The 23657-nt window shown below is 51.9% G+C and carries 22 protein-coding genes; 12 read left to right on the top strand and 10 right to left on the bottom strand.

What is annotated here, in order from left to right; genetic code table 11:
• Window positions 1–10: 10 nt before the first annotated feature.
• Genes J4E70_RS02720 through J4E70_RS02690 form a run of 7 tightly spaced genes read right to left on the bottom strand, consistent with a single transcriptional unit; the run spans window position 11 to window position 5895 of the window.
• The gene (locus J4E70_RS02720; RefSeq protein WP_213887516.1) at window positions 11–1111 is read right to left on the bottom strand and encodes a sulfite oxidase; all 1101 of its coding nucleotides are present in this window, start codon (window positions 1109–1111) and stop codon (window positions 11–13) included.
• Between the two features lie 8 nt (window positions 1112–1119).
• Window positions 1120–1800: a fumarate hydratase C-terminal domain-containing protein gene (locus tag J4E70_RS02715; RefSeq protein ID WP_213887515.1), complete on the bottom strand. Its 681-nt coding sequence runs from the start codon at window positions 1798–1800 to the stop codon at window positions 1120–1122.
• Window positions 1764–2726, bottom strand: a complete 963-nt coding sequence (locus J4E70_RS02710) for a fumarate hydratase (protein ID WP_213887514.1) — start codon at window positions 2724–2726, stop codon at window positions 1764–1766. Before J4E70_RS02710 ends, J4E70_RS02715 begins: the two co-directional genes overlap by 37 nt.
• The gene (locus J4E70_RS02705) at window positions 2723–4489 is read right to left on the bottom strand and encodes an L-aspartate oxidase (protein WP_213887513.1); all 1767 of its coding nucleotides are present in this window, start codon (window positions 4487–4489) and stop codon (window positions 2723–2725) included. Before J4E70_RS02705 ends, J4E70_RS02710 begins: the two co-directional genes overlap by 4 nt.
• A 3-nt stretch (window positions 4490–4492) precedes the next feature.
• Window positions 4493–4834 carry a succinate dehydrogenase, cytochrome b556 subunit gene (gene sdhC / locus J4E70_RS02700; RefSeq protein WP_213887512.1) on the bottom strand — a complete coding sequence of 114 codons (342 nt, stop codon included), beginning with the start codon at window positions 4832–4834 and terminating at the stop codon, window positions 4493–4495.
• Window positions 4831–5163 carry a succinate dehydrogenase gene (locus tag J4E70_RS02695; RefSeq protein ID WP_213887511.1) on the bottom strand — a complete coding sequence of 111 codons (333 nt, stop codon included), beginning with the start codon at window positions 5161–5163 and terminating at the stop codon, window positions 4831–4833. Before J4E70_RS02695 ends, sdhC begins: the two co-directional genes overlap by 4 nt.
• A 3-nt stretch (window positions 5164–5166) precedes the next feature.
• On the bottom strand, window positions 5167–5895 hold the full coding sequence (locus J4E70_RS02690; protein ID WP_213887510.1) for a succinate dehydrogenase/fumarate reductase iron-sulfur subunit: 729 nt from the start codon (window positions 5893–5895) through the stop codon (window positions 5167–5169).
• Window positions 5896–6096: 201 nt separating this feature from the next.
• On the opposite strand from J4E70_RS02690, the gene J4E70_RS02685 reads away from it, so the two are divergent.
• Entirely contained in the window at window positions 6097–6711 is a 615-nt protein-coding gene (locus J4E70_RS02685; RefSeq protein ID WP_213887509.1) for a glutathione S-transferase family protein, read from the top strand.
• Between the two features lie 83 nt (window positions 6712–6794).
• Here J4E70_RS02685 and J4E70_RS02680 read toward each other — a convergent pair whose 3' ends face one another.
• Complete coding sequence (locus tag J4E70_RS02680) at window positions 6795–8135, bottom strand: MmgE/PrpD family protein (RefSeq protein ID WP_213887508.1); 1341 nt, start codon at window positions 8133–8135, stop codon at window positions 6795–6797.
• Window positions 8132–9133 (bottom strand): isopenicillin N synthase family dioxygenase, encoded by a 1002-nt coding sequence (locus J4E70_RS02675; protein ID WP_213887507.1) that lies wholly within the window; start codon window positions 9131–9133, stop codon window positions 8132–8134. The genes J4E70_RS02680 and J4E70_RS02675 overlap by 4 nt, the downstream gene beginning before the upstream one ends.
• Window positions 9134–9282: 149 nt before the next feature.
• Between J4E70_RS02675 and J4E70_RS19585 the strand changes: the two genes are divergently transcribed.
• The 7 genes from J4E70_RS19585 (at window position 9283) to J4E70_RS02640 (ending at window position 17918) form a co-directional block, all read left to right on the top strand.
• Window positions 9283–9462, top strand: a complete 180-nt coding sequence (locus J4E70_RS19585) for a LysR family transcriptional regulator (RefSeq protein WP_213887506.1) — start codon at window positions 9283–9285, stop codon at window positions 9460–9462.
• Between the two features lie 52 nt (window positions 9463–9514).
• Entirely contained in the window at window positions 9515–10825 is a 1311-nt protein-coding gene (locus J4E70_RS02665) for an SDR family oxidoreductase (protein WP_213887505.1), read from the top strand.
• A complete protein-coding gene (locus J4E70_RS02660; RefSeq protein ID WP_246531570.1) occupies window positions 10825–11289 on the top strand; it encodes a DUF2269 family protein in 465 nt (154 codons plus the stop codon). Before J4E70_RS02665 ends, J4E70_RS02660 begins: the two co-directional genes overlap by 1 nt.
• A gap of 240 nt (window positions 11290–11529) precedes the next feature.
• Window positions 11530–13104, top strand: coding sequence for a trimethylamine methyltransferase family protein (locus tag J4E70_RS02655; RefSeq protein ID WP_213887503.1), 1575 nt, complete (start codon window positions 11530–11532; stop codon window positions 13102–13104).
• 10 nt (window positions 13105–13114) lie between these two features.
• On the top strand, window positions 13115–15160 hold the full coding sequence (locus tag J4E70_RS02650; RefSeq protein WP_213887502.1) for an NADH:flavin oxidoreductase: 2046 nt from the start codon (window positions 13115–13117) through the stop codon (window positions 15158–15160).
• A 14-nt stretch (window positions 15161–15174) separates the two neighbouring features.
• The gene (locus J4E70_RS02645) at window positions 15175–15939 is read left to right on the top strand and encodes an NAD(P)-binding domain-containing protein (protein ID WP_213887501.1); all 765 of its coding nucleotides are present in this window, start codon (window positions 15175–15177) and stop codon (window positions 15937–15939) included.
• Window positions 15939–17918 (top strand): oxidoreductase, encoded by a 1980-nt coding sequence (locus J4E70_RS02640; protein WP_213887500.1) that lies wholly within the window; start codon window positions 15939–15941, stop codon window positions 17916–17918. Before J4E70_RS02645 ends, J4E70_RS02640 begins: the two co-directional genes overlap by 1 nt.
• Here the strand turns inward: J4E70_RS02640 and J4E70_RS02635 are convergent.
• Complete coding sequence (locus J4E70_RS02635) at window positions 17915–18865, bottom strand: GlxA family transcriptional regulator (protein ID WP_213887499.1); 951 nt, start codon at window positions 18863–18865, stop codon at window positions 17915–17917. The two genes, J4E70_RS02640 and J4E70_RS02635, sit on opposite strands and share 4 nt — an antisense overlap.
• A gap of 254 nt (window positions 18866–19119) precedes the next feature.
• Between J4E70_RS02635 and J4E70_RS02630 the strand changes: the two genes are divergently transcribed.
• From J4E70_RS02630 to J4E70_RS02615, 4 genes are read left to right on the top strand one after another with little or no spacing between them, the layout of a single operon-like run.
• A complete protein-coding gene (locus J4E70_RS02630) occupies window positions 19120–19830 on the top strand; it encodes a GntR family transcriptional regulator (protein ID WP_213887498.1) in 711 nt (236 codons plus the stop codon).
• Between the two features lie 8 nt (window positions 19831–19838).
• On the top strand, window positions 19839–20756 hold the full coding sequence (locus J4E70_RS02625) for a dihydrodipicolinate synthase family protein (protein ID WP_246531569.1): 918 nt from the start codon (window positions 19839–19841) through the stop codon (window positions 20754–20756).
• Between the two features lie 3 nt (window positions 20757–20759).
• Window positions 20760–22268 (top strand): aldehyde dehydrogenase, encoded by a 1509-nt coding sequence (locus J4E70_RS02620; RefSeq protein WP_213887497.1) that lies wholly within the window; start codon window positions 20760–20762, stop codon window positions 22266–22268.
• Window positions 22265–23596: an NAD(P)/FAD-dependent oxidoreductase gene (locus J4E70_RS02615; protein ID WP_213887496.1), complete on the top strand. Its 1332-nt coding sequence runs from the start codon at window positions 22265–22267 to the stop codon at window positions 23594–23596. The genes J4E70_RS02620 and J4E70_RS02615 overlap by 4 nt, the downstream gene beginning before the upstream one ends.
• Window positions 23597–23657: the final 61 nt, after the last annotated feature.

Genomic DNA, 23657 nt, shown 5'->3' with positions numbered 1-23657 from the left:
TCGCCTTGTTTCACTCAACAAAAACATGAACCACCTGCACGGCGTTGTTGGCAAAGCCAGCGACATCCCAGGGTGGTTCAAGCGGTTGCACATTGCCTTCTGCGTCTGTTGCCCGGCATCTGAGAACATGAGCACCGGGCGTTGCATCCCAGTCAAACGTCCACTTTTTCCAAGCATAACGGTCTTCGCTGTTTTCAAGGTTTGCGGGGTGCCAAACACCAGAGACCTCGACTTCCACTTTCTCAATAGGAGTGCCTGCACCCGACCAAGCCCGCCCAACCAGCTCAGTCGGCCCTGTATTCACGTAACGTTTGCGTGACGTCCAGTCGGGCACACCGGGTGGCACCATCAGTGATTTTATCCGCATCGTCGTAATTGGGCGCCCCGGGTCTTCATCGCTTTCGCGGTATTGGTATGTTCGAACCTGTTGAAAACCGTCGTAGGGATTGGTCAGGGCGGTAATCTCGGTAAGCCATTTCACGCTCGCCATGCCGTACCAACCCGGCACTACAATACGTAACGGCGCGCCATGTTGCGGGAGGAGCGGTGCGTCGTTCATTGCGTAAACCAGCAGGACGTCAAGTTCTTTCATCTGTGCAAGGGTCAGGCTGCGACCAAAAAAATGCCCACACCCTTTGTCGAACCCATAATCCGCACCATGAAACGATATCTCAACAACATCCGCGCTTGGCTTCGCTTTTCCGATCAACGGTGCAAGCGGTGTCCCTGTCCATTCAGATGTGCCAACCGCTTCATACATCCAAGGCATGGAATAAGACCGTGGCGACACACCCGCACGCCCATTTCCGGCGCATTCCAGCGTGACCGGCATTGTGATTTTCGGCAATGCCTTAATCTCGGCCATGGTCAGATTGAAAGGCGTATTAAAAGAACCATTGAAGGACAGGGAATGTGCCCCCTCGTCTATCAGCGGAACGTCAAAATGATTCAAAAGGTAGTGTGCCCCGGTCGGCGTTATATCGAGCGCAAGCGTTTCAAGAAGCAGACCAGAATTTCTGTTCGCAAGGCCGACTTCCGCTTCGCTAAACACACCATCCTGAGTGACCACACACCCTGAATAAGGTTCAAATGGATTATGTTCTTTGTTCATCTGACTACCTATCCGATCAGTTCATCATTTTTGTCATCTGTTTCACCAAAGCGTTTCAACGTTGCTGGCTTGGTACCCTCGTAAGCCCTTTCAATGGTTGCAGAAATTTTCGCGTTTTCACGCTCAAAAAGGCAATTCCCATCCAAATCTGACGCCACAATGAACGGGCCCATTTTTTTGCACCTGATCACCCACATGGCTTGGGCAAGACCAAGTTCTTCGTTCCAATGAACGGCCTCAACATTTTCTATGCCACGCCCCAAAAGCGCACCGGTCCCGTAGCCAACGGTGCTGAGATAGATGGCGCCATTTGGTACAAAGTAGTTTTTGTAATCCTTGCTGCTCATACCGCCCTTGCCGATGACCAGTTTTGCGCCGGATTTGGCCAACCATTCGGGCAGCCATTTCGCAAATCGGAAAGAGGCCGTTGCCGTGACCGCCCCCATTTCAAAACTACCATCCGCGTTTATGCGGGCCGCTGGAGAACAGTGAAAATTCGCGGCACTTTCGCCGGGTAACTCCAGCGGTATGTTCGCCTTGTCTTCAAGCGCACGCTTGTAGACGCCTTCACGCGCCGTATACATTAGCCCGTCCAGGTAGACGATGTCACCAAGCTGCAGTTCCGCTAACGCCTCTGGCGTTGGTGTTGTGCTCAGGCGGATTTCTCGTGGCTTTCGGGCATCTCCCATTCCACAGTCTCCCGGCGTTGATAATCAGTAAACCAATTTGGATCCGTACGATGTTCTACACGTCCATCGGCAAAAACACGTGCCACGGCACGGCGCGACGACAGGCAAAACGCATGAACAGACATTTGCATTCCGCCTGTGTGGCAATAGCCCACTTCGATATGCGCATCGATGACCATGGATTTGCCAACAAACCCCATTGCGCCCATGCCGATGGAGTTGCCTAACTCCTTCAGCTCCAGCTCCAACTCAGCAACTTTAGGGTCCGAGTTACGGTCTCCTACAGTGCGCAGACAGGCGGCGCGTTTTCCCAACACCATACAGGTGTCTTTGCACCCGCCGAGCCCAATGCCAATGATCGCTGGCTGGCAAGCCAGTCCGCGTTTACCAAAGGCAACAATACTGTCGAGGTAGAACCGCCTTATCCCCTGTATCCCGTCAGATGGAAAAAGCATCCGGTAGTCTGTGCCAAACAAGCCACCTTTGTGAACGGTGATCAGATCAATCCATTCGCCACCCGGCTCATACCCATATTCGATTTCCGGAGCGCCAATACCAACATTGTTGTCATGGTCCGTACGCCACAGGGGATGCACCCTGTTTGGCCGCAGGGGAACGCCATTTGTGGCGTTTGCGGTCGCCCGGCGCAATGCTGCTTCCAGTGCAATCGGCCCACCCTCGATCTGGGTTTCATTGCCCATCTTAACGTACCAACGCGGCGTTCCTGTATCGCCACACATTGCACGGCGATCTTCCTTAGCGACTTCATAGTTTTCAAGCATCGCCTGAAGCACAAAAGAGGATAGATCACCGTCCTCTACCTTGGCTGCAGCTTTGAGCCCTTCAAGGTAGTCGTCCGGAATCTCGATGGCGGCTTTGTCCATCAGGGTTTCAGCTGTCTTTTGGATCAGATCAATTGAGATCATAGTTTAGCCTCCACCAATGTTTCGGGTTCGCCTTCGGGCAAAATCGATTCCCCCGGCTTGATGATCGAAAACTTCACCTTTTCACGCGAAACTTCGACCGTATCGCGTGTTTTGCGTGCGACTGTGAAAAAAGAACTCTCCATCGTGCCACTTTCAGGAAAATCTTCGCGAAAATGCGCACCGCGAGAGTTCTCACGCACGAGCCCCGCTTTAGCGATCACACTCGATATATCACACAGTGAGCGCATATTCAGCCAATCATGCCAGGTCAGATTGAACGCCAGATTGCTGGGATCGACACCTATGGTCATCAATTCGTCGGAAATTTCAGAAACCCGCGCTATTCCGCGCTCCATTCCGGCGCGTGTACGCATCACACCGACATCTTCCCACATCGCTTCTTGCAGGGTGTGACGCAGCGCCTGAATGATTGCAGGTTTTCTGGAAAACGGGTGCTGCGCGCGCACAACCTCTGCGCTCAGGACTGCTTCATCCGGATCTCGCTGCGCATTCATTTTGCGGAGGTCCAACCCCATGATGTCACCCGCAACACCACCATAAACGGTTGAGTTTGCAACGCCATTTCCGCCAAGCCGGTTTGAGCCATGCGCACCACCTGCGTCTTCACCCGCGACATATAAACCTTCCATTGCGGTGCGTGTATCAGGGTCAACCACAACGCCACCCATAAAATAGTGCGCCGTTGGAACAACCTCAACCTTACCACCTGCCAGATCAAAGCCGCTGTCAGCACAACGCTTGACCATACCGCTGAATTTCTTGCGCACGTTTTCTGGACCTAGATGTGACATAGAGATGTAAACACCACCGTTTTCAGAGGTATTATTTTTACGCATTTCCGTATAGATACCACGGCTGACAACATCACGTGTCGCCCGCTCTCCAAGTTGGTCGTAGTCAAACATGAACCGGTTTTCACTGCTGTTCAGCAAATAGCCCCCTGCGCCACGCAACCCTTCCTCAAGCACTGTGCCGGTCATCTTGGTATGGGCTCCAGCCAACAAACCAGTCGGGTGGAACTGCACCATTTCCATATCTCGCAGCGGAAGACCTGCACGCAGCGCCATTGCAAGACCATCCATCGTCTTGTCACCGGATGGTGTATGATACTTATACATCGTGGGGCCGCCACCTGTGCCCATCATCACGCATTTGGCACGTATAAATCGAAACTTTCCAGTCCGCATATCGATGAACAAGACACCTGCAAGTGCGGATCCGTCTTTCGTCGGGATCAGCCCAATCGCGCGATGTTCCTGAAGCTTTTCGATGGGCCGCGAGAGAACCTGCTCCATCAGGCGGCTGATAATCTCGATCCCAGTCAGGTCACCCTTATGTACCGTGCGATCGGCGGTCTGTCCGGCAAAGGCCTTTTGGTGCAACGATCCGTCAGGATTGCGATCAAAGAAGCATCCAACTTCGTTTTCCAGTTCACGCACACGTACTACTGCTTGTTCGCAAAGTTTCCAGGCCATGTCCTGATTTGGCAGCCATTTGCCGCCGTTAATCGTATCCATAAAGTGGCGTTCAACGGTATCGCCGCCGCCAAGCGCAACATTGTATCCGCCCTGCACCATTCGGGTGCAGCCGCATTTGCCAATCAACCCTTTAACAGCAATCGTAATTCTGGTGCCTTCCGGGGCTGTCTGCTGTGCATGAAGGGCGGCAAACATACCTGCGCCACCCGTACCAAGAATCAAAATATCAGTGTCGTGACGCTCGATATCGCTTGCCATTTGCATTGTTTACACCACCCGCAAGAAAAACAATCCAGAGACCAGAAATGCCCCGGCGACGGCAACCGCTGCAAAGGTTTTTTGCCTGTCTGACCATGGCAACCATTCCATCGCCATCAACCGAAAACCACCAAGAAAATGTACGGCCAAGAGAAAAACCAAACCAAACTCGGCAAGTTTGACCATCGGGCTTTCTGTTAGAGTCAGGAAATTATCCAGGCTTTCAGGCTGGGTAAGTGCCTTTGACAAAATATAAAAATGTGCTGGTAGAAAAAGCGCCAGAGCAAGACCAGAAAGGCGGTGCAGCGCGTAAGCAAACCAAAGGGGATGCGCCCGGTGTTTACGGATCATGTTAGTGTCACGGCCAAAACAGCGCGCGCCCCCATAAAAAGAAGAAGCAGACTGACAACTAAGGTAAGTATGTTGAGAGCTGGACGCTTCAGACCAAGCGTTTCATGAACAATGACCCTTAAGCCAATTGCAGCGTGCAAAGACACCGCGACGACAAAGCTGCCATAGAAAAGAAGCCACCAAATACTGCCTTGCGTACGGCTGAGTATTTCAGCCGTGCTCAACCCACCTTGAACCGCATAGATCATCACAGCGATATGCCCCAACGTCAGCGGTGCCATTATGAGCGCGGTGAGGCGTTGAAGCATGTAAAGACGGACACCCAGCATCAACTACACCCTCTTCTTGAAAAATGATTTGGTAGTCGCTTTCTTAAGCTCGGCGATTGCCTTCATCGGGTTAAGTTCGTTGGGGCAGAATACTGTGCAACTTCCCTGGCTATGACAGTTGTGGCAACCGCCCGCGCCGGAAACAGCCTCAAGAATAGCGTTTTGACCACTGTCTTTGGCGTCGTTGAAAAGCGTCCAAGCCCTTTGAAGTGCCGCAGGCCCAAGGTAGTCAACGTTGCCAGCGACAGTGTCGCATGCGGAATAACAAACAGAACAATTTATACATTCTATTCCAGCATTCGCCTCGGCACGCATGGTGCTATCCGGGTTTATCGTTTCGATCGGTTCGTCGCGCGTTTTGGTCGGGTGGTGCAGCCCTTCCGCCGCGATCCATTTGTCGAAAAACGGGTCCATATCTGTCGCAAGGTCCTTGATCACCGGCAGATTGCGCAACGGGGCCACCTCCAGCTTGTTGCCGTTCATAACTTTTTTCACATGGGTCCGGCACGTCCAGCGCGGCACTCCATTCACCATCATGGCACAGGACCCGCACATCCCGACCCGGCAGGCATAACGATACGATAAGGTTGCATCCAGATTTTGCTGAATCCACGACACCACATCCAGAATTGTCTGGCTATCCTGGGCAGGTACATGAAAGACTTCGAAATGCCCGCTGAGCCGATCTCCGCGCCAGACTGACACTTCCAACTCATCGCAGTTCGCTGACACGCTATGCTCCGTTCATCCGTCTCTAAAAGAGGATCAGTGAAGGAAACATAATAGGAAGAAAAGCTAACAGAAAGGAATAAATACTAATTGTTATTATAAGGAAAAATTACACGCGTGGTCTTCTTTATTTTGTCCGCCACTTTAAGTTTCACCTGTACAAACAAGAAAAACCGGTCGATCACCATAGCGGAAAGATACCTGATGTTAACGCTTTACTATGCCAAAGGGACCGCAGCACTGGCAGCTCATATAGTGTTAGAGGAAGCAAAAGCTGACTACAAAGCCCAGCTTATCGATTTTTCTAAGATGGAACAGCAATCGCCAGAGTATCTGGCGACAAACCCAAAAGGGCGTGTTCCAACACTCAAAACTCCGCAAGGCTTGCTAACAGAAACGCCAGCGATATTGGCGTACATCGCCCAGACCCACCCTAACGTAAATCTCGCGCCTAAGGACCCCTTTGAATTTGCAACGGCTCAGGCGTTTAACATTTATCTGGCAGCAACTGTCCATGTTGCTCACGCGCATAAAATGCGCGGCCACAGATGGTCTGACGATCCGGATGCACACAAAAGCATGACAGCGAAAGTCACGGGAAACATGGCCGAATGCGCAAGAATGATTGAAGTCCACTATTTCAAAGGACCGTGGGTCTTAGGAAATACGTATTCAATCTGTGATCCTTATCTTTTTACGGTCTCGCAATGGATGACCGCAGACGGTGTAAACCTTGATGAATTTCCAATCATCAAAGAACATTCCGAAGCAATGAAAAAACGGGCGGCGGTCCAGAGGGTTATGGAATTGCATGAATAGCTGTAGACCCTAGCAAATTGACCTAAGCTGTATCGGATATCGCGCTCGTATCTCCGCATCTGTTTCGCGTGAGATAGAGGTGCTCACGGTCTTTCTCCAAAAGTGCGATGTAGGTCCGACAAATTCTTGGCGCGGTGCCAGTCCATCAGGTTATCAATCTCAGGTACGTCACTGTATCCGCTGATCGAGTCAAACTTCTGACGAATTTCGCTCAATGACATCGGGTTTTGCGGTGCACCTTTCGGATATGCACGAACAGCAGAAACCTTTTGACCGGACTTCAACTGAACGACCAAGCGGTCTGGTTGGTCCGGGTCATAATTTAAAGCAGAGCGATTTGCCGGTTGTGGCGCAACGGTGATTTTTTCAATCAAGGCTGAAAGCTCTGGGGTTTCGCGGGACACGTCGTCCAAATCGTCTAAAGAGAAACGGCCGCGCAAGAGGGCTGTTGCTACGCTAAACGGTACGCTGAACAAAGATTCAAATCTTGATGCCGGCTTGCCATAAGGCAAGATTGCATGATGAAAATCGGGAAGCTGGGCCTGCACCGACATGATCTGAGAAGGTTCTATCTTGCCTGCAATTTCCAACGCACAGTCAACCAAACGATGCGTGTATCCACAGGCAGGATATGCCTTTAACACGATCCCCCAATGTTCCAGCGCTTTGCCATTGATCTGCGTGATCGCGGCGTCAAGTCGCGACACGTCCCCATGCGCCATGAGATGAACAAACCCCTTTGGCCCATCCAGAACGCCCGGATGCCCTGTCATCCCCTGTTCAGCCAGAAGTGCCGCCATAAGCCCGTCGCTCGCCGCAAACCCGGCCTGCAAAGGTTTGGCAGAACTTCCAAATTGGCAGGTGTAGCCGCAAGACCGCGATATCGCGAGCGACATTGCATTCGCCGTCTGATCTGCATTTAGCCCGATCAAGCGGGAGACCGCGGCCGCAACACCGATCACACCAAGCGTCGCAGTAGAGTGCCAGCCTCGATTGTAGTGTTCAAAATTAAACGCCTCACCAAAACGCGCGATGAGTTCAAAGCCAGTATTGTAAGCAGCTAGAATAACCTCGCCACTTATGTCTCTGTCCATCGCAACGGCCCATAAGGCAGGCAACAGCACGGCACTTGGGTGTGTGTTTCCGGGCTCTTCCCAGTCGTCAAAATCCAATGCATGTGACGCAGTGGCATTGCACAAAGCAGCGTGCGGCGGCGACAAATAAAGGCCAGTTCCGAAAACCACAGCAGGTCCCACACCGAAACCGGTAACCGTTTGACGCGTTCGGACGGAAACTTCCTCGCCCCGCCCTGCCAAAATGCAACCCATCAGATCGATACCTGCACCGCGAATAAGATTCTGCGCTTTTTCAGCCGGTTCGGGAAGTTCGCAAAGAGCTTCCGCGATATGGAACAGGCGGCTCAAACCCCAACTCCCTTTGGTTGACGCAGATGTGCTATCCCCTTTTGTTCGACAAAACCCGTCGTGGCCTCCCACAGGTGGTCGCCATAAAGGACGGGTGCGAAAGGTTCTCCACAGCCTTCAAGGGGTGCGATCACCGTATTGATCGAAGGTTCAAAAAAGAACGGTACAGAGTATCGCCGCTGGCCATTGCCAATAACCCGATGAATGGTCGCTTTGATCGCGCCACCCGTCCAACGCTGCAGAAGCTTGCCAAAATTCACGGTTAGTGTTCCTTCTTTAGGTGGAACCATTATCCATTCACCGTCGCGGGTTTTTGCCTGCAGCCCTTCAACGCCGTCCTGCGCCAGAAGTGTGATGAACCCGCTATCCATATGAGCCGCACCCAGAAGATAGCGTTGTTCGCCTTTATACTCGGCCCAAAAATCTTTGTCCTCGCTGCCAAAGCTTTCGCTGGGGCGCGGCGGATAATGGATCATTCTCAATGTTGAAGTGCCATTCTGAAACGCCGCGTCAAACTGCATTTCGGGTAACGAAAGCGCCCGTGCGATGGACCGCATCAACGCGCCGCCGGTCTTGGACATCGCTCCATAGTACTGTTCGGCCGCCACCCGCCACGTGGGTAAATCCGGCAGTGGAGTCAATTCTGTCAGCGGGTCCAGCGGGTCAGGAACTCGGGTTTTGTCGATAATATCCGCGCCAATATCAATACCTTCCTTGTAAGTCGGATATCCATTTTGAAGCGGGAACCAGCCACGATAGACGTTCATATTTTCGGGCACAAAATTCTTGCGGGTAAGTGTACGTTTTTCAGAATCCGGCAATTCAAAAATTGAAAGCAAATCCTTGCGCAAATCCCGCGAAAGACAATCATCAGGTAGGCCCGTGATCGTCATGAACCCTATTTCACCGGCAGCACGAAATATTTCCCTGTCAACCAGATCACGAGCGTCACTTGGGCCGTCAAACAATGAGGCAATGTCGATTTCGGGTATCATCATCTTTGCTCCGGATACGCATTCTTTCTTTTGGTCAGGTTAGAACAGTTTTTAAGTTAAAAATACGGTGGAAAATTACATGATGATCATTCCACTAGGGATTTATAGATATATGAAGGCGCATGGGCTGAAATACATGTAAGTTTCGAGGCGTGGCACGTCATCAGAGTTTCACGCGCGCAGCAGAAGAACTGAATGTGCAGCAACCTGCGATCAGCCGTCAGATGAACGCGCTGGAAGAAGAATTAAATGCAGCCTTGTTTGTCCGCCTAAGTGCGACAATTTCATCCGATCACCGATATCTCCTGACTTCCTGCGTGGTTTCTCTTTAGGATAAGCAGATGCGCAAGAAGCACGGCTAAATCGATTTTCGGTGATCTACAAATGGAAAAACAAAACCCAAAAACTGCCATTGTTTTAGGTGCTTATGGTCTGATTGGGTCCGCTTGCCTTAGTGCTTTGAAACAGGAAGGTTACAGGGTCATCGGTGTTGGCAGGTCGCGTTCTGCGGGGCTTCGGTGTGACCCGAAAATCGGATGGCTTGAACGGGATATTTCAAAGGTACCTGTAGATACTTGGAAAGATGACCTGAAGGGCGCGGACATTGTTGTAAATGCCTCTGGCGCGCTACAGAGTGGCGCCAAAGACAGCCTTTCTGGCATTCATGAAACAGCAGTAGCTAGATTGGTTTCCGCACTGGAAGGCACAGCCACGTTGCTTATTCAAATTTCTGCTGCCGGTGTTTCAGACTCCGCAACGACGGAATTCTTCAGATCAAAAATGCGCGGTGATCGGATGATCATGCAGTCAAACCTTGCATGGATTATCTTACGCCCAACCTTAGTGCTCAGCATACAAGCATACGGGGGAACCGCGCTTTTACGGGCAAGTGCCGCTTTTCCAATGATCGGTGTAAGCGTGTTTCCCGATGCTCCTTTTCAAACCGTTTTCGTTGAAGACGTAGCGCAAGCCGTGGTCCAAGCCGCGAATGGAGAGATTCCGACAGGGACCGTGGCCGATCTTACAGAAGAGGAAACCTGGTCATTTCAAACAGTTAACAAGATGGTCCGCGGATGGCTGGGGTTTAAGCCATGGATGTTTACCCTGTCTGTTCCCGCGCCGCTGCTTCGGCTGACTGGCCTTTGTGCAGATGCGCTCGGATGGCTTGGATGGAGACCCCCGCTGCGTTCAACTGCACTTAAAGTTCTGGCCGATGGTATCAAAGGGGACACTAAGATATGGGCAAACGCGGGCGGGCTAAAATGCCGCTCTCTTGTTGAAACACTGGACGCCATACCAGCAACAACCCAAGAGCGTTGGTTTGCCCGTCTCTATCTGCTTTTGCCAATTGCGATTGCAACATTGTCGGTTTTCTGGATCATCTCAGGATTGGTTGGCCTTGCTGAAAATCAAAAGGCGCAGGTTTTGCTTACAGACCGCGGCCTTTCCCCGGTCTTCGCGACACTCTCTGTGTTTGGTGGATCGATTGTAGATATAATGCTTGGCCTTGCGGTTTTGGTTCGTCCTTGGGCGCGTAAAGCCTGTTACGGGATGGTTGTGGTTTCAATTGCGTACTTTGCCGCGGGAACCTTGTTAACCCCAGACATCTGGGGTGACCCGCTTGGCCCGTTTGTCAAAGTGCTACCGGGAATAATGCTTGCGTCATTCGTTGCCTCGATACTGGAGGATCGGTGATGTACGAACTTCTTCTCTTTCTGCACGTGATAGGAGCCTGTGTTCTTTTGGGAACCGGAGCGGGAATCGCTTTTTTCATGGTCATCTCAAACCGAAGTGGCGATGCCACACTTATCGCGCACACAGCGGGCATAGTTGTCTTAGCGGATATAGTTTTTACGGCGACCGCTGCTATTTTACAGCCGATAACCGGATGGTTTCTTACACGTGAAGCTGGCTGGTCGGTTTTTGAGGAATGGGTACTTCTGTCGCTTACACTCTATGTTTTCGTAGGTGTTTTCTGGCTACCGGTCGTTTGGATACAAATCAGGATGCGAAATTTGGCGATCACTGCTCGGGATCGTCACGAGCCATTACCGCCTTCTTATCATAGATTGTACCGAGTCTGGTTTGTCTGCGGTTTTCCCGCCTTTTTTTCCGTCTTGGCGATTGTCTGGTTGATGCTGACAAAACCAACCTTTTAACCATGCAGACCAGTTAAACGTTGATCATGCGAGCGGTTGATATGCTGAAGCGCTTCGCAAACTCCATGAACGTGACAGACCGATTTGGAATGGCAAATTCGATCAAACTTTGGTCGGGTATTTTTGATTCAAGAGAAATTGACACAAGTGTTTATTTATATGACAGTTGTGTCGAGTTGACGATGCAGCCCCGATTCGTGAAGTTTTGTTGGTTGGGGTAAAACATTCCAGAGGCCCTAAATGACAGTCAAAGAAGCCGAACAAAAACGCGGACGCGGCTCTCGTCGTGCAAATCGCGTCGCCGCGCGATCGGGCGGGGCTGGCCAGAATGAGCACCTACAAGTGCCGTTCATCCGCAGAAAGATAAAGACCTACGACCTTCTGGATGAAGAAAGCCTTCAAAAAATAGAGCAATGCGCTGACCGAATATTGGCGGAAATCGGTATTGAATTTCGCGAAGATCCTGAAACAGTGCGCCTGTTCCGCGAAGCTGGTGGGGTAGTTACGCCTGTTTCAGAAGAAGCCTGGAACATCCGTTTTGAACCGGGAATGCTCCGCGAAATCCTGAAAACCGCCCCGGCCCGTTTTACGCAACACGCACGCAATCCGAAAAACTCGGTTGAAATAGGCGGTGACGCGATGGTTTTTGCACCCGCTTATGGGTCCCCATTCATAATGGATATGGATAAAAACCGGCGTTACGGTACAATTGCAGACTTCGAAAATCTGGTGAAACTCGCGCAATCAAGCCCATGGTTGCATCACTCTGGCGGCACGATCTGCGAGCCTACCGACATACCCGTAAACAAACGCCACCTTGATATGGTCTATGCCCACATCCGCTATTCGGACCGGGCATTTTTGGGGTCTATCACCGCACCCGAACGCGCGGAAGACAGTATAGAAATGACGCGTATTCTTTTTGGGTCTGATTTTGTAGACCAAAACTGCGTGATCATGGGCAATTTCAATTCGACCTCCCCACTGGTTTGGGACGGTGTTTCTACACAGGGTATTCGCGCTTACGCCTCTGCTGGGCAGGGCTCCATCCACCTGCCCTTCTTGCTGGGAGGGGCTGTGTCGCCGGTTACGATGGCCGGCTCGATTGCCCAAAGCCTGGCCGAATCCATGGTTGGCTGTGCGCTCACTCAGCTTGTGCGTCCCGGTGCCCCCGCGATCCTCGCATCTTTTCTTTCATCAATGTCACTGAGGACTGGCTCCCCTACATTTGGCACACCGGAACCCGCCCTAGGCAGCCTTGTCATGGGGCAGCTTGCACGCCGCTTGAACCTACCCCTGCGCTGCGCTGGAAACTTCAGCACGTCAAAGCTGCCAGATGGTCAGGCGATGCAACAAGGCATGATGTCGATGATGTCGGCGGTTCAATGTGGCGCAAACTATATTTTGCATTCCGCCGGTTTTCTTGATGGATTGCTGTCCATGTCCTTCGAAAAATTCGTCATGGATACGGACATGTGTGGCGCTTTGCATACTTACCTGAACGGTATTGACGTTAACGACGAAACACTCGCGTTTGCTGCATTGGCCGAAGGTGGCCCCGGGGAACATTTGTTCGGAACGGCGCACACATTGCGGCACTACGAAACCGCATATTGGGACACGGGTCTAAATGATGACCAACCCTATGAAAGCTGGTCAGAACAAGGCGGCGATGATGCGATGATCAGCGCCAATCGCAAATGGAAGAAAATTCTGAATGAGTATGACGCGCCGGCATTAGACACCGCAGTGGACGAAGAGCTTAAGGAATTTGTTGCACGCAAAAAAACCTCTATGGATGACGCGTGGTACTAAGGAAAATTCGATGTCAAAAGACCCACTACTTCAGCCCTATAAACTAAAGCATCTGACGCTGAAAAACCGGATCATGACAACCAGTCATGAACCAGCGTATCCTGAAAACGGAATGCCGAAGGATCGTTATCGCGCCTATCATGAGGAACGCGCCAAGGCGGGTGTTGCAATGACGATGACCGCGGGTTCGGCAGCGGTCTCGAAAGACAGCCCGCCTGTGTTCAACAATATCCTAGCCTACAAAGATGAGGTTGTTCCATGGATCAGAAACCTGACCGACGCCTGCCATGAACATGGTTGCGCGGTGATGATTCAGCTCACGCATCTGGGGCGCAGAACGGGTTGGAACAAAGGCGACTGGTTGCCCTCCGTCGCGCCCGGCCCACACCGTGAACCCGCCCATCGCGCCTTTCCAAAAAAGATCGAAGACTGGGATATTGAGCGCATCATCAATGATTTTGCCGATGCAGCTGAGCGCATGAAAGCCGGTGGTATGGACGGCATTGAATTGCAGGCTTATGGCCACCTTCTCGAACAATTCTGGTCGCCGCTGACAAATGAACTTGTAGGACCATATGGAGCGGATACGCTCGACAACAGGTTAAGATTTTCACTTGATGTGCTGGATGCAATCCGCAAACGCGTTGGCGATGAATTTATTGTGGGGTTCCGCTACACAGCGGATGAAGCGCAAGCTGGTGGAACCAGAGCAGAAGAAGGCATTGAAATTTCCAAGCGGCTCGCAGCGACGGGTCAGGTCGATTTTCTGAACGTCATCCGTGGGCGCATTCACACAGACCCGGCAATGACCGATGTGATCCCTGTACAGGGTATGAAAAACGCGCCGCATCTCGATTTTGCAGGCCAAGTGCGCAAAATCACCGGGATGCCCACGTTCCACGCGGCAAAAATTCCGGATGTCGCAACAGCACGCCATGCAGTTGCGTCAGGCCTTTTGGATATGGTTGGTATGACCCGCGCCCATATGGCGGACCCCCACATCGTGCGTAAAATCATTGAAGGCCGCGAAGACGACATTCGCCCCTGTGTTGGCGCCACCTATTGTCTGGACAGAATTTATCAGGCGGGCGAAGCGCTTTGTATGCACAACGCAGCAACGGGCCGCGAACTGACGATGCCACATGATATTCCGAAGGCGGACGTCAAAAAGAAAATTGTCATCGTTGGCGCTGGCCCCGGTGGTCTTGAAGCTGCGCGTATCGCGGCAGAACGCGGCCACAATATCGTTGTGTTCGAAGCCGCAGCTGACCCCGGCGGGCAGGTTCGCCTGACGGCGCAAACACCACGCCGCCGCGAGATGATTTCGATCATCGACTGGCGCATGTCACAATGTGCTGCGCGCGATGTTGAATTTAGATTCAGCACATGGGCAGAAGCCGAAGATGTACTTGCTGAAGATCCAGATGTTGTGATTGTTGCGACTGGGGGAATGCCAACCACAGTGCTTTATGAAACCAAGAGAGAACAGGAACTGGTTGTGACCAGTTGGGACATCATCTCTGGCGATGCAAAGCCAGCCCAGAACATCCTTATTTACGACGAATCCGGCGACCACGCAGCACTTCAGGCTGCTGAAATCGCGGCAAAAAGTGGCGCCAAGGTCGAAATCATGACGCCAGACCGTGTTTTTGCACCCGACATTATGGCTATGAACCTCGTGCCCTACATGCGGAGTCTGCAAGACAAAAATGTAACCTTTACCGTTACGCGCCGCCTGCTTGATGTGGAGCAGGAGGGCAACCAACTGAAGGCAACAATTGGGACCGACTACAGCGACCTTAGGCAACCTGCGCATTATGATCAGGTTGTCGTGAACTACGGCACACTGCCGATGGATAATCTATATTTTGATCTGAAACCGCATTCCTCAAATTCAGGTGCTGTGGACTACGATGCGCTGGTCAATGGGGAGCCGCAGGCGATCAGCCGAAACCCAGACGGAAAATTTCAGCTTTTCCGGATCGGAGATGCGGTTGCTGCACGAAACACCCATGCTGCGATTTATGATGCGCTAAGGTTGATGAAAGACATCTGAGACAGGAGGACAGAATGCGCATCGGAGTAGTTGGTACAGGCACAATCGCAAGTGCGATGGTAGATGGAATTGCTGCGGACGGCCACGAGATTACGGTTTCGGAAAGGGGCCGCAAACATGCTGCACGCCTAGCGTCTGCGTATTCCAATGTAACTGTTGCTGACAACCAAACCGTTATCGACAACAGTGATGTCGTCATACTGGGGTTGATGGCGGATGTAGCGCCTGGAATCATGAACTCTCTCAAATTCAGACCGGACCAAATTGTTGTTTCGGCAATGGCTGGGGTAAAGCACGATCAACTGGTCAAAATGGTAAAACCGGCAAAGGAAGCCACGACCGCAATTCCGTTTCCGGCAATTGCCAAAGGTGGATCGCCCTTGTTGGTCTTTCCACGCTTATCCACTGTAGAAACTCTGTTTGACGAGCGAAACCACATCGTGAATTTATCAGACGAAGCGAAACTGGATGCCTATATGGCAGCACAGGCCGTTTTGTCGCCAATCGTAAAACTACTGGAAGAAACAACAAATTGGCTTGCAGATCGCACTGGAAGTCGCGCAGATGCGGAACAGTTCCTGCGGGCATTGATTGGCGGCAGCCTGATGTCGCAGTCTTCCGAAGACTCAAATGTCTTCACTGCTATGTTGGAAGAACTCAACACACCAGGTGGGTTCAATGCCGAGTTGCGAGAGCTTTTTGTTGAGAAAGGTGTGATGAAAACGCTTCACGCAGGTCTGGCGCAACTGGAAGATCGCCTGAAAGCTCAGGAGGATTGATGTTCAAGCACATCTTTAACCCAATCGACCTAAGGCATAAAAAACTACGCAACCGCGTTGTCTTTGGGGCGCATACAACCAACATGGCCGAACAAGGTATGCCCGGCGATGCACATATCGCCTACTATCGCGAACGGGCTATGGGCGGTGCGGCGATGATCGTGGTTGAGCCAATGCCGGTTCACCCGGCAACAGTGTTAACGCGCGGAAACTTTCGAAACAGCAGCGACGATGTCATACCTCACTTCCGGAAATTAACCGAGGCCAGCAAAGCCGAAGGTGCTGTTATGATCCAGCAGCTTTACCACGTTGGCGCGCATGGCGATGGTGACAATAGCTGGCATCCCGCGTGGTCACCTTCCGGCGGGCCAAGCTATCACGACAGTGATGGAAGCCACGCGATGAACGAATCCGAGATCGAGGAGACCATAGAAAGTTTCGTGCAAGCTGCGCGGCGGTGTCAGGAAGCAGGGTTCGACGGTGTCGAGGTATGGGCTGCATATCATTGTTTGCTTGATCAGTTCTGGACTCCGTTTTCCAACCAGCGGGACGACAAATGGGGTGGCTGCCTTGAAAACCGAACCCGGTTTTCGCGTGAGATTTTGCACAGGGTGCGAAAACAATGCGGGGAAAATTTCATTGTTGGTTTATCAGTCAGCGATGAGCCGGACATTGAAGCTGCATTGAACCGCGAAAGCATGTCCGAAATCATCGCGCTGCACGACAGTGAGCAGGCGATGGACTATGTAACATGCGGGTCTGGCAGTTATCTTGATTTCACCCGTATCATCCCGACATTTCAATTGGCGGAAAAGCAGGGCACCGACCTCGCCCGTACATTGAAATCAGTTACCAAGCACGCATTGGTCACCGCAGAAAGCCACATTCGCACACCCGAAAACGCAAATACTGTTCTGGGTGCAGGCGAGGCTGACCTAGTGTCCATTGTTCGCGGCCAGATCGCGGACCCGCACCTTGTACACAAGGCGTCAGAGGGGCGAGAAAATGATATCCGCGGCTGTTTGTCATGCAACCAACAATGCTGGGGGCGGCGTGGACGAGATTACTGGATTTCCTGCCTCATCAACCCTTCTGTCGGGCGAGAACACGAATGGGGTGGTGACAGATTCAGCCCCGCAATATCCTCGCGCCGGGTACTTGTCGTTGGCGGCGGACCTGCCGGACTGGAAGCCGCGCGTGCGTCTGCAGAGCGCGGGCATCAGGTCACGCTCGTAGAAGCCGGATCAAAACTTGGCGGTCAGTTTCGTCTCGCAGGTCTCCAGCCGCGGCGCGCCCAAATCACTGACCTTATTGACTGGTTTTCGGATCAATTAGCCAAACTGGATGTCGATGTTCGGTTCAACAGCTATTTCGATGCTGATGATATCGTTGCGCTGAAAGCTGACCAAGTTGTGCTTGCCACTGGATCTTTACCTGCTGAAACCGGTTTCCAGAAAGCGCTTCCACATTTGCCAAAATTGCCCGGTATCGAAACGGGTGATGTCTGGTCAGTTGAAGACGTAATGATGGGGGCTGCTAGGCTTGGAAAAAACGTTATCGTACTGGATGAAGGTGGAAACTGGCGCGGCTGCGGCACAGCATGGAAACTCGCCGAAGATGGACATAAGGTGACAATAGTTACGCCAGACGCATTGGTTGGCAAAGAGCTGCAACGCTCAGCAGCAGACTTTTCCTTGCGTTGTAGGTTAACCCAATTGGACACCACATTTTTGACCGAAAGCGTTATCACCCAATGGCAAAAGGGAAGCGCAGAGGTATTTTCACTTTTATCGGGTGAGACCACAGAAATGAGCGCTGACAGCTTGGTTCTTGCCACCGTAAACAAAGCGGACACCAGCCTTCACCAAGACCTTAGCGTTCGTGGCATCAGAGCCGTTTCGATCGGCGATGCAGCCGCACCAAGAAATGCGGCCTTTGCAATATACGAGGGGCGCAAGCTCGCGCTCTCACTCAGCTAGATTATCTTGGTTCGGTGCATTAGGGGTGTGTTGCCAAACTGCGCCCTGAAAACGCGCGCGAAATGAGCCTGCGTTTTAAAACCACAGGATAGCGAAATCTCTGTCACAGATTGCTCGGTCTGAAGCAAAAGATTTTGCGCCTTGTGAAGGCGCATATCGAGAAAATACTTCGCTGGAGAACAATTAAGATAGCGACCAAACAGCCGTTCAAGTTGCCGGGTTGAAATGCCAACCTCGTCCGCGATGACAGATGGTGAAACCGGATCTTCTATTGAATCAGCCATAATCTGTATGGCGCGGACAAGATTTGGGTTTCGAATACCGTGACGTGATTGAAGCGAAACCCGTTGTTCCGCTGTCGCTTCGCGAACAGCGTTGTAAACCATCTGATCCGCCACCGCGACGGCAAGGTCGGACCCGTGGTTTTTCTCTATCAGATGAAGCATCAGGTCTGCCGTCGCCGTTCCACCAGAGGCCGTGATGTATTTCGCGTCAGAGACAAAAACATTTCTACAAAGGCTTACTTCTGGAAACTCTTCCATAAAACTGTCGTGGTATTCCCAGTGAAGCGCAGTTGGCACACCATCAAGAAGCCCCGCTTTCGCAAGCACAAATGCGCCCGAACACAAAGCGCCGATTTTTATACCATGCGCCCTTTCCCGACGTATGAAGGAAAGCAAACCGGGTGTTATGTGTTCCCAGACATTTAGTCCTGAAAGAACGAACAAAATATCTACTTTGTTCAGCGGCTCCAATCCCCCATGAACAAGCGTAACTGAGTCATTGGACGAGGTGGCCGTATCACCATTTTCGGAAATGTAAGACCAATGATACAGCGGTTTTCCACTTACCAGATTTGCAATCCGCAACGGCTCAACCGCACAGGAAAACGCAAGGTGAGAAAAACCTTCTACCAAAAGAAAGACATAGTGTTCTGTTTCACTCATTCCCTGTTCCCGCGTAAGGTCGTGTTTATTGGCCCTGTGCAAATAGTGTTACTCCGGTCTCAACAAACGGTTTGTCGCTTTTCTTTATACAATAACCGGGCCTTTGTTTTTCCCAAAGCTAAGCGACATCTTAGTTACCTTGGGTGGTTATCTCATTTTTATTGTATTCAAAGTGTATTTTTTATAAATGCAATTTAAATACCAAGTGATCGATTCTTTTTGCATTTCACCAGAACGAGGCATTCGAAATTGAAATGAAAGAAGCCGCCAAGCACCGAAAAGAAAAGCTGTATGAAGATTTGAAGCGCGGAATCCTGACGATGGAACTGCGCCCAGGAAGCGACCTTGATGAAATGCGACTGTCAGAAAGCTATGGTTTGTCACGCACGCCGTTGCGTGAAGTGTTCAGGCAGTTGGCCGGCGAAGGTTACACAACGATCCACCAGAACCGCGGGGCGCGTGTTTCCGAGATGTCCCATACAACCTTGCGCGATTTTTTCCTGACCGCCCCGATGATTTATGGCGCCATTCTCCGCCTCGCGGCGCAAAACGCCACATCCGATCAGATATCAAAACTGAAGAAAGCCCAAGCTGACTTCCGTAAGACGCTGCAAAACGGCTCGGTCAAGGAACGTGCCCTCGCGAACAACCGCTTTCATGAAATCACCGGTGAAATGGCAAATAATGTCTATCTTGAGCCAAGTTTCAGCCGTTTGCTGATCGACCACGTTCGCATAAGCATGACGTTCTACAAACCAGTAGACGCAAAGATGGCCGAAAATCTAGACAGCGCCAGCCAACAACACGAAGCCATCATTGAAAGTATCGAAACAAAAGACGAGGCCGCGGCTGCACAGCTCGCGATCGATCATTGGAACCTTTCACGCGATCAGATTGAAATGTTCGTTATGCCCAATGGGTTGGACGAGCAACTTGGCAATCTCTCTCGCGCCAAACCCGCATGAGGCAGTCTATGACCCCAATAATGAAATTCGACGGCATCTATACGCCGATTGTAACGCCGCATCTTGCCGATCATTCGTTTGATTTTGATGCCTTAAGTGACAACATCGACTACCTTGTCGAATCAGGGGTCCATGGTCTTATCTCTGGCGGCTCAACTGGTGAAAACTACACCCAGACCGTGGAAGAGCGGCTTGAACTTGCGCGTTTCACCAAAGACCGCCTTAAAGGGCGCCTGCCATTGATTGTTGGTACAGGGGCAATGCGCACACCCGATTCAATTGCTCTTGGTACCGGTGCTAAAGAAATTGGAGCCGATGCCATATTGCTTGGCACACCGCCCTACTCTGTCCCGACAGAGCAGGAAAATGCCCTGAATGCATTGGCCATCGACCGTGCCGCCAACCTTCCCATTGTTCTATACAACTATCCGGGACGCATGGGCGTGAGTATGGGTGAAGAATTTCTCGACCGTGTTGGCCGCTCACGCAATGTCTGCGCGATCAAAGAAAGCTCTGGCGATATTAACCGGGTTCATCTTTTGGCACGTGACTATCCGCATATCCAGATGTCCTGCGGCATGGATGATCAAGCGCTGGAGTTTTTCGCTTGGGGCGCCCAAAGCTGGATTTGTGCTGGCTCAAACTTCCTTCCCGAAGAACATGTTGCCCTCTATGAGGCCTGTGTTTTGCAGGGTGATTTCACAAAAGGCCGCCGCATCATGTCGGCTATGATGCCGCTGATGCGCGTGTTGGAACAGGGTGGTAAGTTTATTCAGTGCGTGAAGCACGGCGTAGAAATGGCTGGCCTGAAAGCCGGGCCTCTGCGACCTCCGCTAAAGGGGTTGAACAAAGACGATAAACGCCAACTGGAACAGGTTGTGCGCACTCTCAAAACAACAATCGCAGATATCAAGGCGGGGAACTAAGCTATGTCCGATCTTTTGACACGTGACGAATACCAAGCAATCGCCAGATCACTTACATTCCCGGAAAATGCATTCATAGACGGCGGCTATCGCCCCGTGATTTCTGGTAAGACTTTCACCTCAACAAACCCCGCTACAGGCGTTGCCTTAGCCAAGGTTTCTGCTTGTGGAAGCGATGATGTTGATTTCGCCGTCGCTAAAGCGCGCGAGTCTTTTGATGACGGCCGCTGGGCGAAAATGCATCCCGCAGATCGTAAGGATGTGTTGATCCGATTTGCAAAATCGATCAAACGAAACGCGCGCGAACTGGCAGTGATGGAAAGCCTCGATAGTGGCAAAACGATCTTTGACTGCGAAACCGTGGACATCCCGGAAACCTTCCATTGTATCAAATGGCACGCTGAAACGATCGACAAACTCTATAACCAGGTGTCCCCGGCCTCGGATGATCACATTGCCATGGTGGTGCGTGAACCAATCGGTGTGGTCGGTCTGGTTTTACCGTGGAACTTCCCGCTTTTGATGCTGGCCTGGAAAATTGGCCCTGCACTTGCAGCCGGATGTTCCGTTGTTGTGAAACCCGCGGAAGAAACGTCACTGACGGCGCTGCGTGTTGCAGAGCTAGCCAGCGAAGCTGGCGTTCCAAACGGTGTCTTGAACGTCCTTCCCGGTGGTGGCGCTGACGTTGGTGAGCCGCTTGGTCGCCACCCTGACGTTGATATGGTTTCCTTTACCGGCTCTACCACCACGGGGCGACGGTTCCTAAACTATTCATCTGAGTCCAACCTTAAGGAAATTGTGCTTGAGATGGGGGGCAAGAACCCCTGCATCGTCATGGAAGACGCTGAAAATCTGGATATCGTTGCCTCGCACATCGTCAATGGCGCGTTCTGGAACATGGGCGAAAACTGTTCTGCAACATCGCGTTTGATTGTCCACCGGGATGTCAAAGACGTGCTGTTAGAGAAGGTTGTCGCCCACGCACGCGAATGGCCGATCGGCGATCCGCTTGATCCTGAAACCAGGGTTGGCACGATGGTGTCCAAGGCGCATTTTGACAAGGTTTGCGGGTACCTGAAAAAGCTGAAAGGTGAAAATATCCACCTTGGCGGCAAAAGCGTTGATGGCGTCTTTGTTGAGCTAACCGTTGTGGATGTTGCGAGCAACGATGACACCTTGGCCCGCGAAGAAATTTTCGGCCCAATCCTTTCGGTTATTACCGTATCGGGCTTTGATGAGGCTATACGCATCGCCAACGATACAGAATACGGTCTGGCAGCATCCATTTTTACCGCAAACGCAAAACGGGCAATCCGGGGTGCACGCGCGCTGAAAGCTGGAACTGTAACGGTAAACAGCTACGGCGAAGGGGACATCACAACCCCATTTGGCGGCTACAAGCAATCTGGTTTTGGTGGACGTGACAATTCCGTGCACGCGCATGATCAGTATACTCAGTTGAAAACAATCTGGCTGGACTTGGCGGACGACGCAGACGAGGCGGTGGATTGACACATTTCACTGCCAAGCGCCTTCCAAAGCAGCCGGGACCTGCAGGTTGGAATTGCCTTCTGCCTGCCCCGCCTCCAACGCGCGTTCTGGGAGAAGATATTACTGCCGATATTGCTATTATCGGCGCTGGGTTTGCCGGATTATCAGCGGCGCGGCGACTTGTCCAAATTGACCCCAATTCAAAGGTCGTTGTGCTAGAAGCAGGCCGCGTTGCTGAAGGCCCCGCTGGGCGCAATTCTGGTTTCATGATCGACCTGCCACATGATCTGTCTTCCGACACCTACGCAGGCAACGCAGAAGAAAATGATCGTGTTCAGACAAGTCTTAACCGCGCTGCAATTGCGTTTGGCGCGGACGCCGCGTCTGAATATGAAATACCGAAAGACGCATTTGATCCCTGCGGAAAAATCAACGCCTCCGCCACACCAATGGGAGATCAGCACAATCGTGACTATGGCGCGCATTTGAAAAAGCTGGGTGAATCGTATCGGCTGTTAGATTCGACCGAAATGGCAGAGCTAACCGGAACTGATTACTATACATCCGGGTTGTTCACACCCGGCACCGTCATGCTTCAGCCCGCGGCTTACATTCGTGGTCTTGCAGCCGGATTGAGTGACACAGTTAACCTTTTCGAAAACAGCCCCGTCACAGAAATTTCCTCTGAGGGCCCCGCATGGAAGCTGCAATCACCGAAAGGTAGCGTCTCTGCTGGAAAAGTCATTCTCGCAAACAACGGCCACGCCGAAAGCTTTGGTTTCTTTTCGCGACGGTTGATGCACATTTTTACATATGCGTCGATGACAGAACAATTGCCGGAAGGCGTGTTGGGTGGCGCCCTAAAATGGGGTGTCACACCAGCCGACCCTATGGGTACAACCGTTCGCAGGATCAACGGAATTGGTGGAAACCGGATCGTTGTACGCACACGCTTTACTTACAATCCGTCAATGACGGTCAGCAATTCAGCGGTCGCACGGGCTGGCAGGCTACATGACCAGAAATTTGCAGAGCGTTTCCCGATACTTAAGGACGTACCGATGGCCTATCGCTGGGCTGGCCATCTATGCGTCAGCTGGAATGGTGTTCCGGCCCACGGCGAGTTAGAGAACGGTATCTACGCGGCCGTTTGCCAAAATGGACTGGGCACGGCGAAAGGAACCTTGGCTGGAATGTCGGCCGCGGAAATGGCCTCTGACGTCCAAAGTGAACTCACGCAAGCGATGAGCGCGATGGATGCCCCCAGACGCCTGCCACCAGAGCCCATTGCCTGGATCGGTGCGAACGCAACCTTGAGATGGAAAGAAATTCGTTCAGGTCGCGAGTAAATCATTAAAATACAAGCGATCAAATTTCAAACCCCGCGCTCTGAGAGGGAGGGGCCTTTTT

Source organism: Pseudohalocynthiibacter aestuariivivens (assembly GCF_018457175.1).
Lineage (GTDB): Bacteria > Pseudomonadota > Alphaproteobacteria > Rhodobacterales > Rhodobacteraceae > Pseudohalocynthiibacter > Pseudohalocynthiibacter aestuariivivens.
The sequence above is the reverse complement of the archived record's forward strand: the minus strand, read 5'-3'. Positions and strand labels throughout refer to the sequence as shown.

Coding starts and splice junctions, on each gene's coding strand:
- J4E70_RS02620 (WP_213887497.1), top strand. CDS start 20,760: ATGTCCGATCTTTTGACACGTGACGAATACCAAGCAATCGCCAGATCA.
- J4E70_RS02635 (WP_213887499.1), bottom strand. CDS start 18,865: ATGAGTGAAACAGAACACTATGTCTTTCTTTTGGTAGAAGGTTTTTCT.
- sdhC (WP_213887512.1), bottom strand. CDS start 4,834: ATGATCCGTAAACACCGGGCGCATCCCCTTTGGTTTGCTTACGCGCTG.
- J4E70_RS02660 (WP_246531570.1), top strand. CDS start 10,825: ATGTACGAACTTCTTCTCTTTCTGCACGTGATAGGAGCCTGTGTTCTT.
- J4E70_RS02705 (WP_213887513.1), bottom strand. CDS start 4,489: ATGCAAATGGCAAGCGATATCGAGCGTCACGACACTGATATTTTGATT.
- J4E70_RS02695 (WP_213887511.1), bottom strand. CDS start 5,163: ATGCTGGGTGTCCGTCTTTACATGCTTCAACGCCTCACCGCGCTCATA.
- J4E70_RS02685 (WP_213887509.1), top strand. CDS start 6,097: ATGTTAACGCTTTACTATGCCAAAGGGACCGCAGCACTGGCAGCTCAT.
- J4E70_RS02710 (WP_213887514.1), bottom strand. CDS start 2,726: ATGATCTCAATTGATCTGATCCAAAAGACAGCTGAAACCCTGATGGAC.
- J4E70_RS02675 (WP_213887507.1), bottom strand. CDS start 9,133: ATGATGATACCCGAAATCGACATTGCCTCATTGTTTGACGGCCCAAGT.
- J4E70_RS02645 (WP_213887501.1), top strand. CDS start 15,175: ATGCGCATCGGAGTAGTTGGTACAGGCACAATCGCAAGTGCGATGGTA.
- J4E70_RS02640 (WP_213887500.1), top strand. CDS start 15,939: ATGTTCAAGCACATCTTTAACCCAATCGACCTAAGGCATAAAAAACTA.
- J4E70_RS02630 (WP_213887498.1), top strand. CDS start 19,120: ATGAAAGAAGCCGCCAAGCACCGAAAAGAAAAGCTGTATGAAGATTTG.
- J4E70_RS02625 (WP_246531569.1), top strand. CDS start 19,839: ATGACCCCAATAATGAAATTCGACGGCATCTATACGCCGATTGTAACG.
- J4E70_RS02655 (WP_213887503.1), top strand. CDS start 11,530: ATGACAGTCAAAGAAGCCGAACAAAAACGCGGACGCGGCTCTCGTCGT.
- J4E70_RS02665 (WP_213887505.1), top strand. CDS start 9,515: ATGGAAAAACAAAACCCAAAAACTGCCATTGTTTTAGGTGCTTATGGT.
- J4E70_RS02720 (WP_213887516.1), bottom strand. CDS start 1,111: ATGAACAAAGAACATAATCCATTTGAACCTTATTCAGGGTGTGTGGTC.
- J4E70_RS02650 (WP_213887502.1), top strand. CDS start 13,115: ATGTCAAAAGACCCACTACTTCAGCCCTATAAACTAAAGCATCTGACG.
- J4E70_RS02715 (WP_213887515.1), bottom strand. CDS start 1,800: ATGGGAGATGCCCGAAAGCCACGAGAAATCCGCCTGAGCACAACACCA.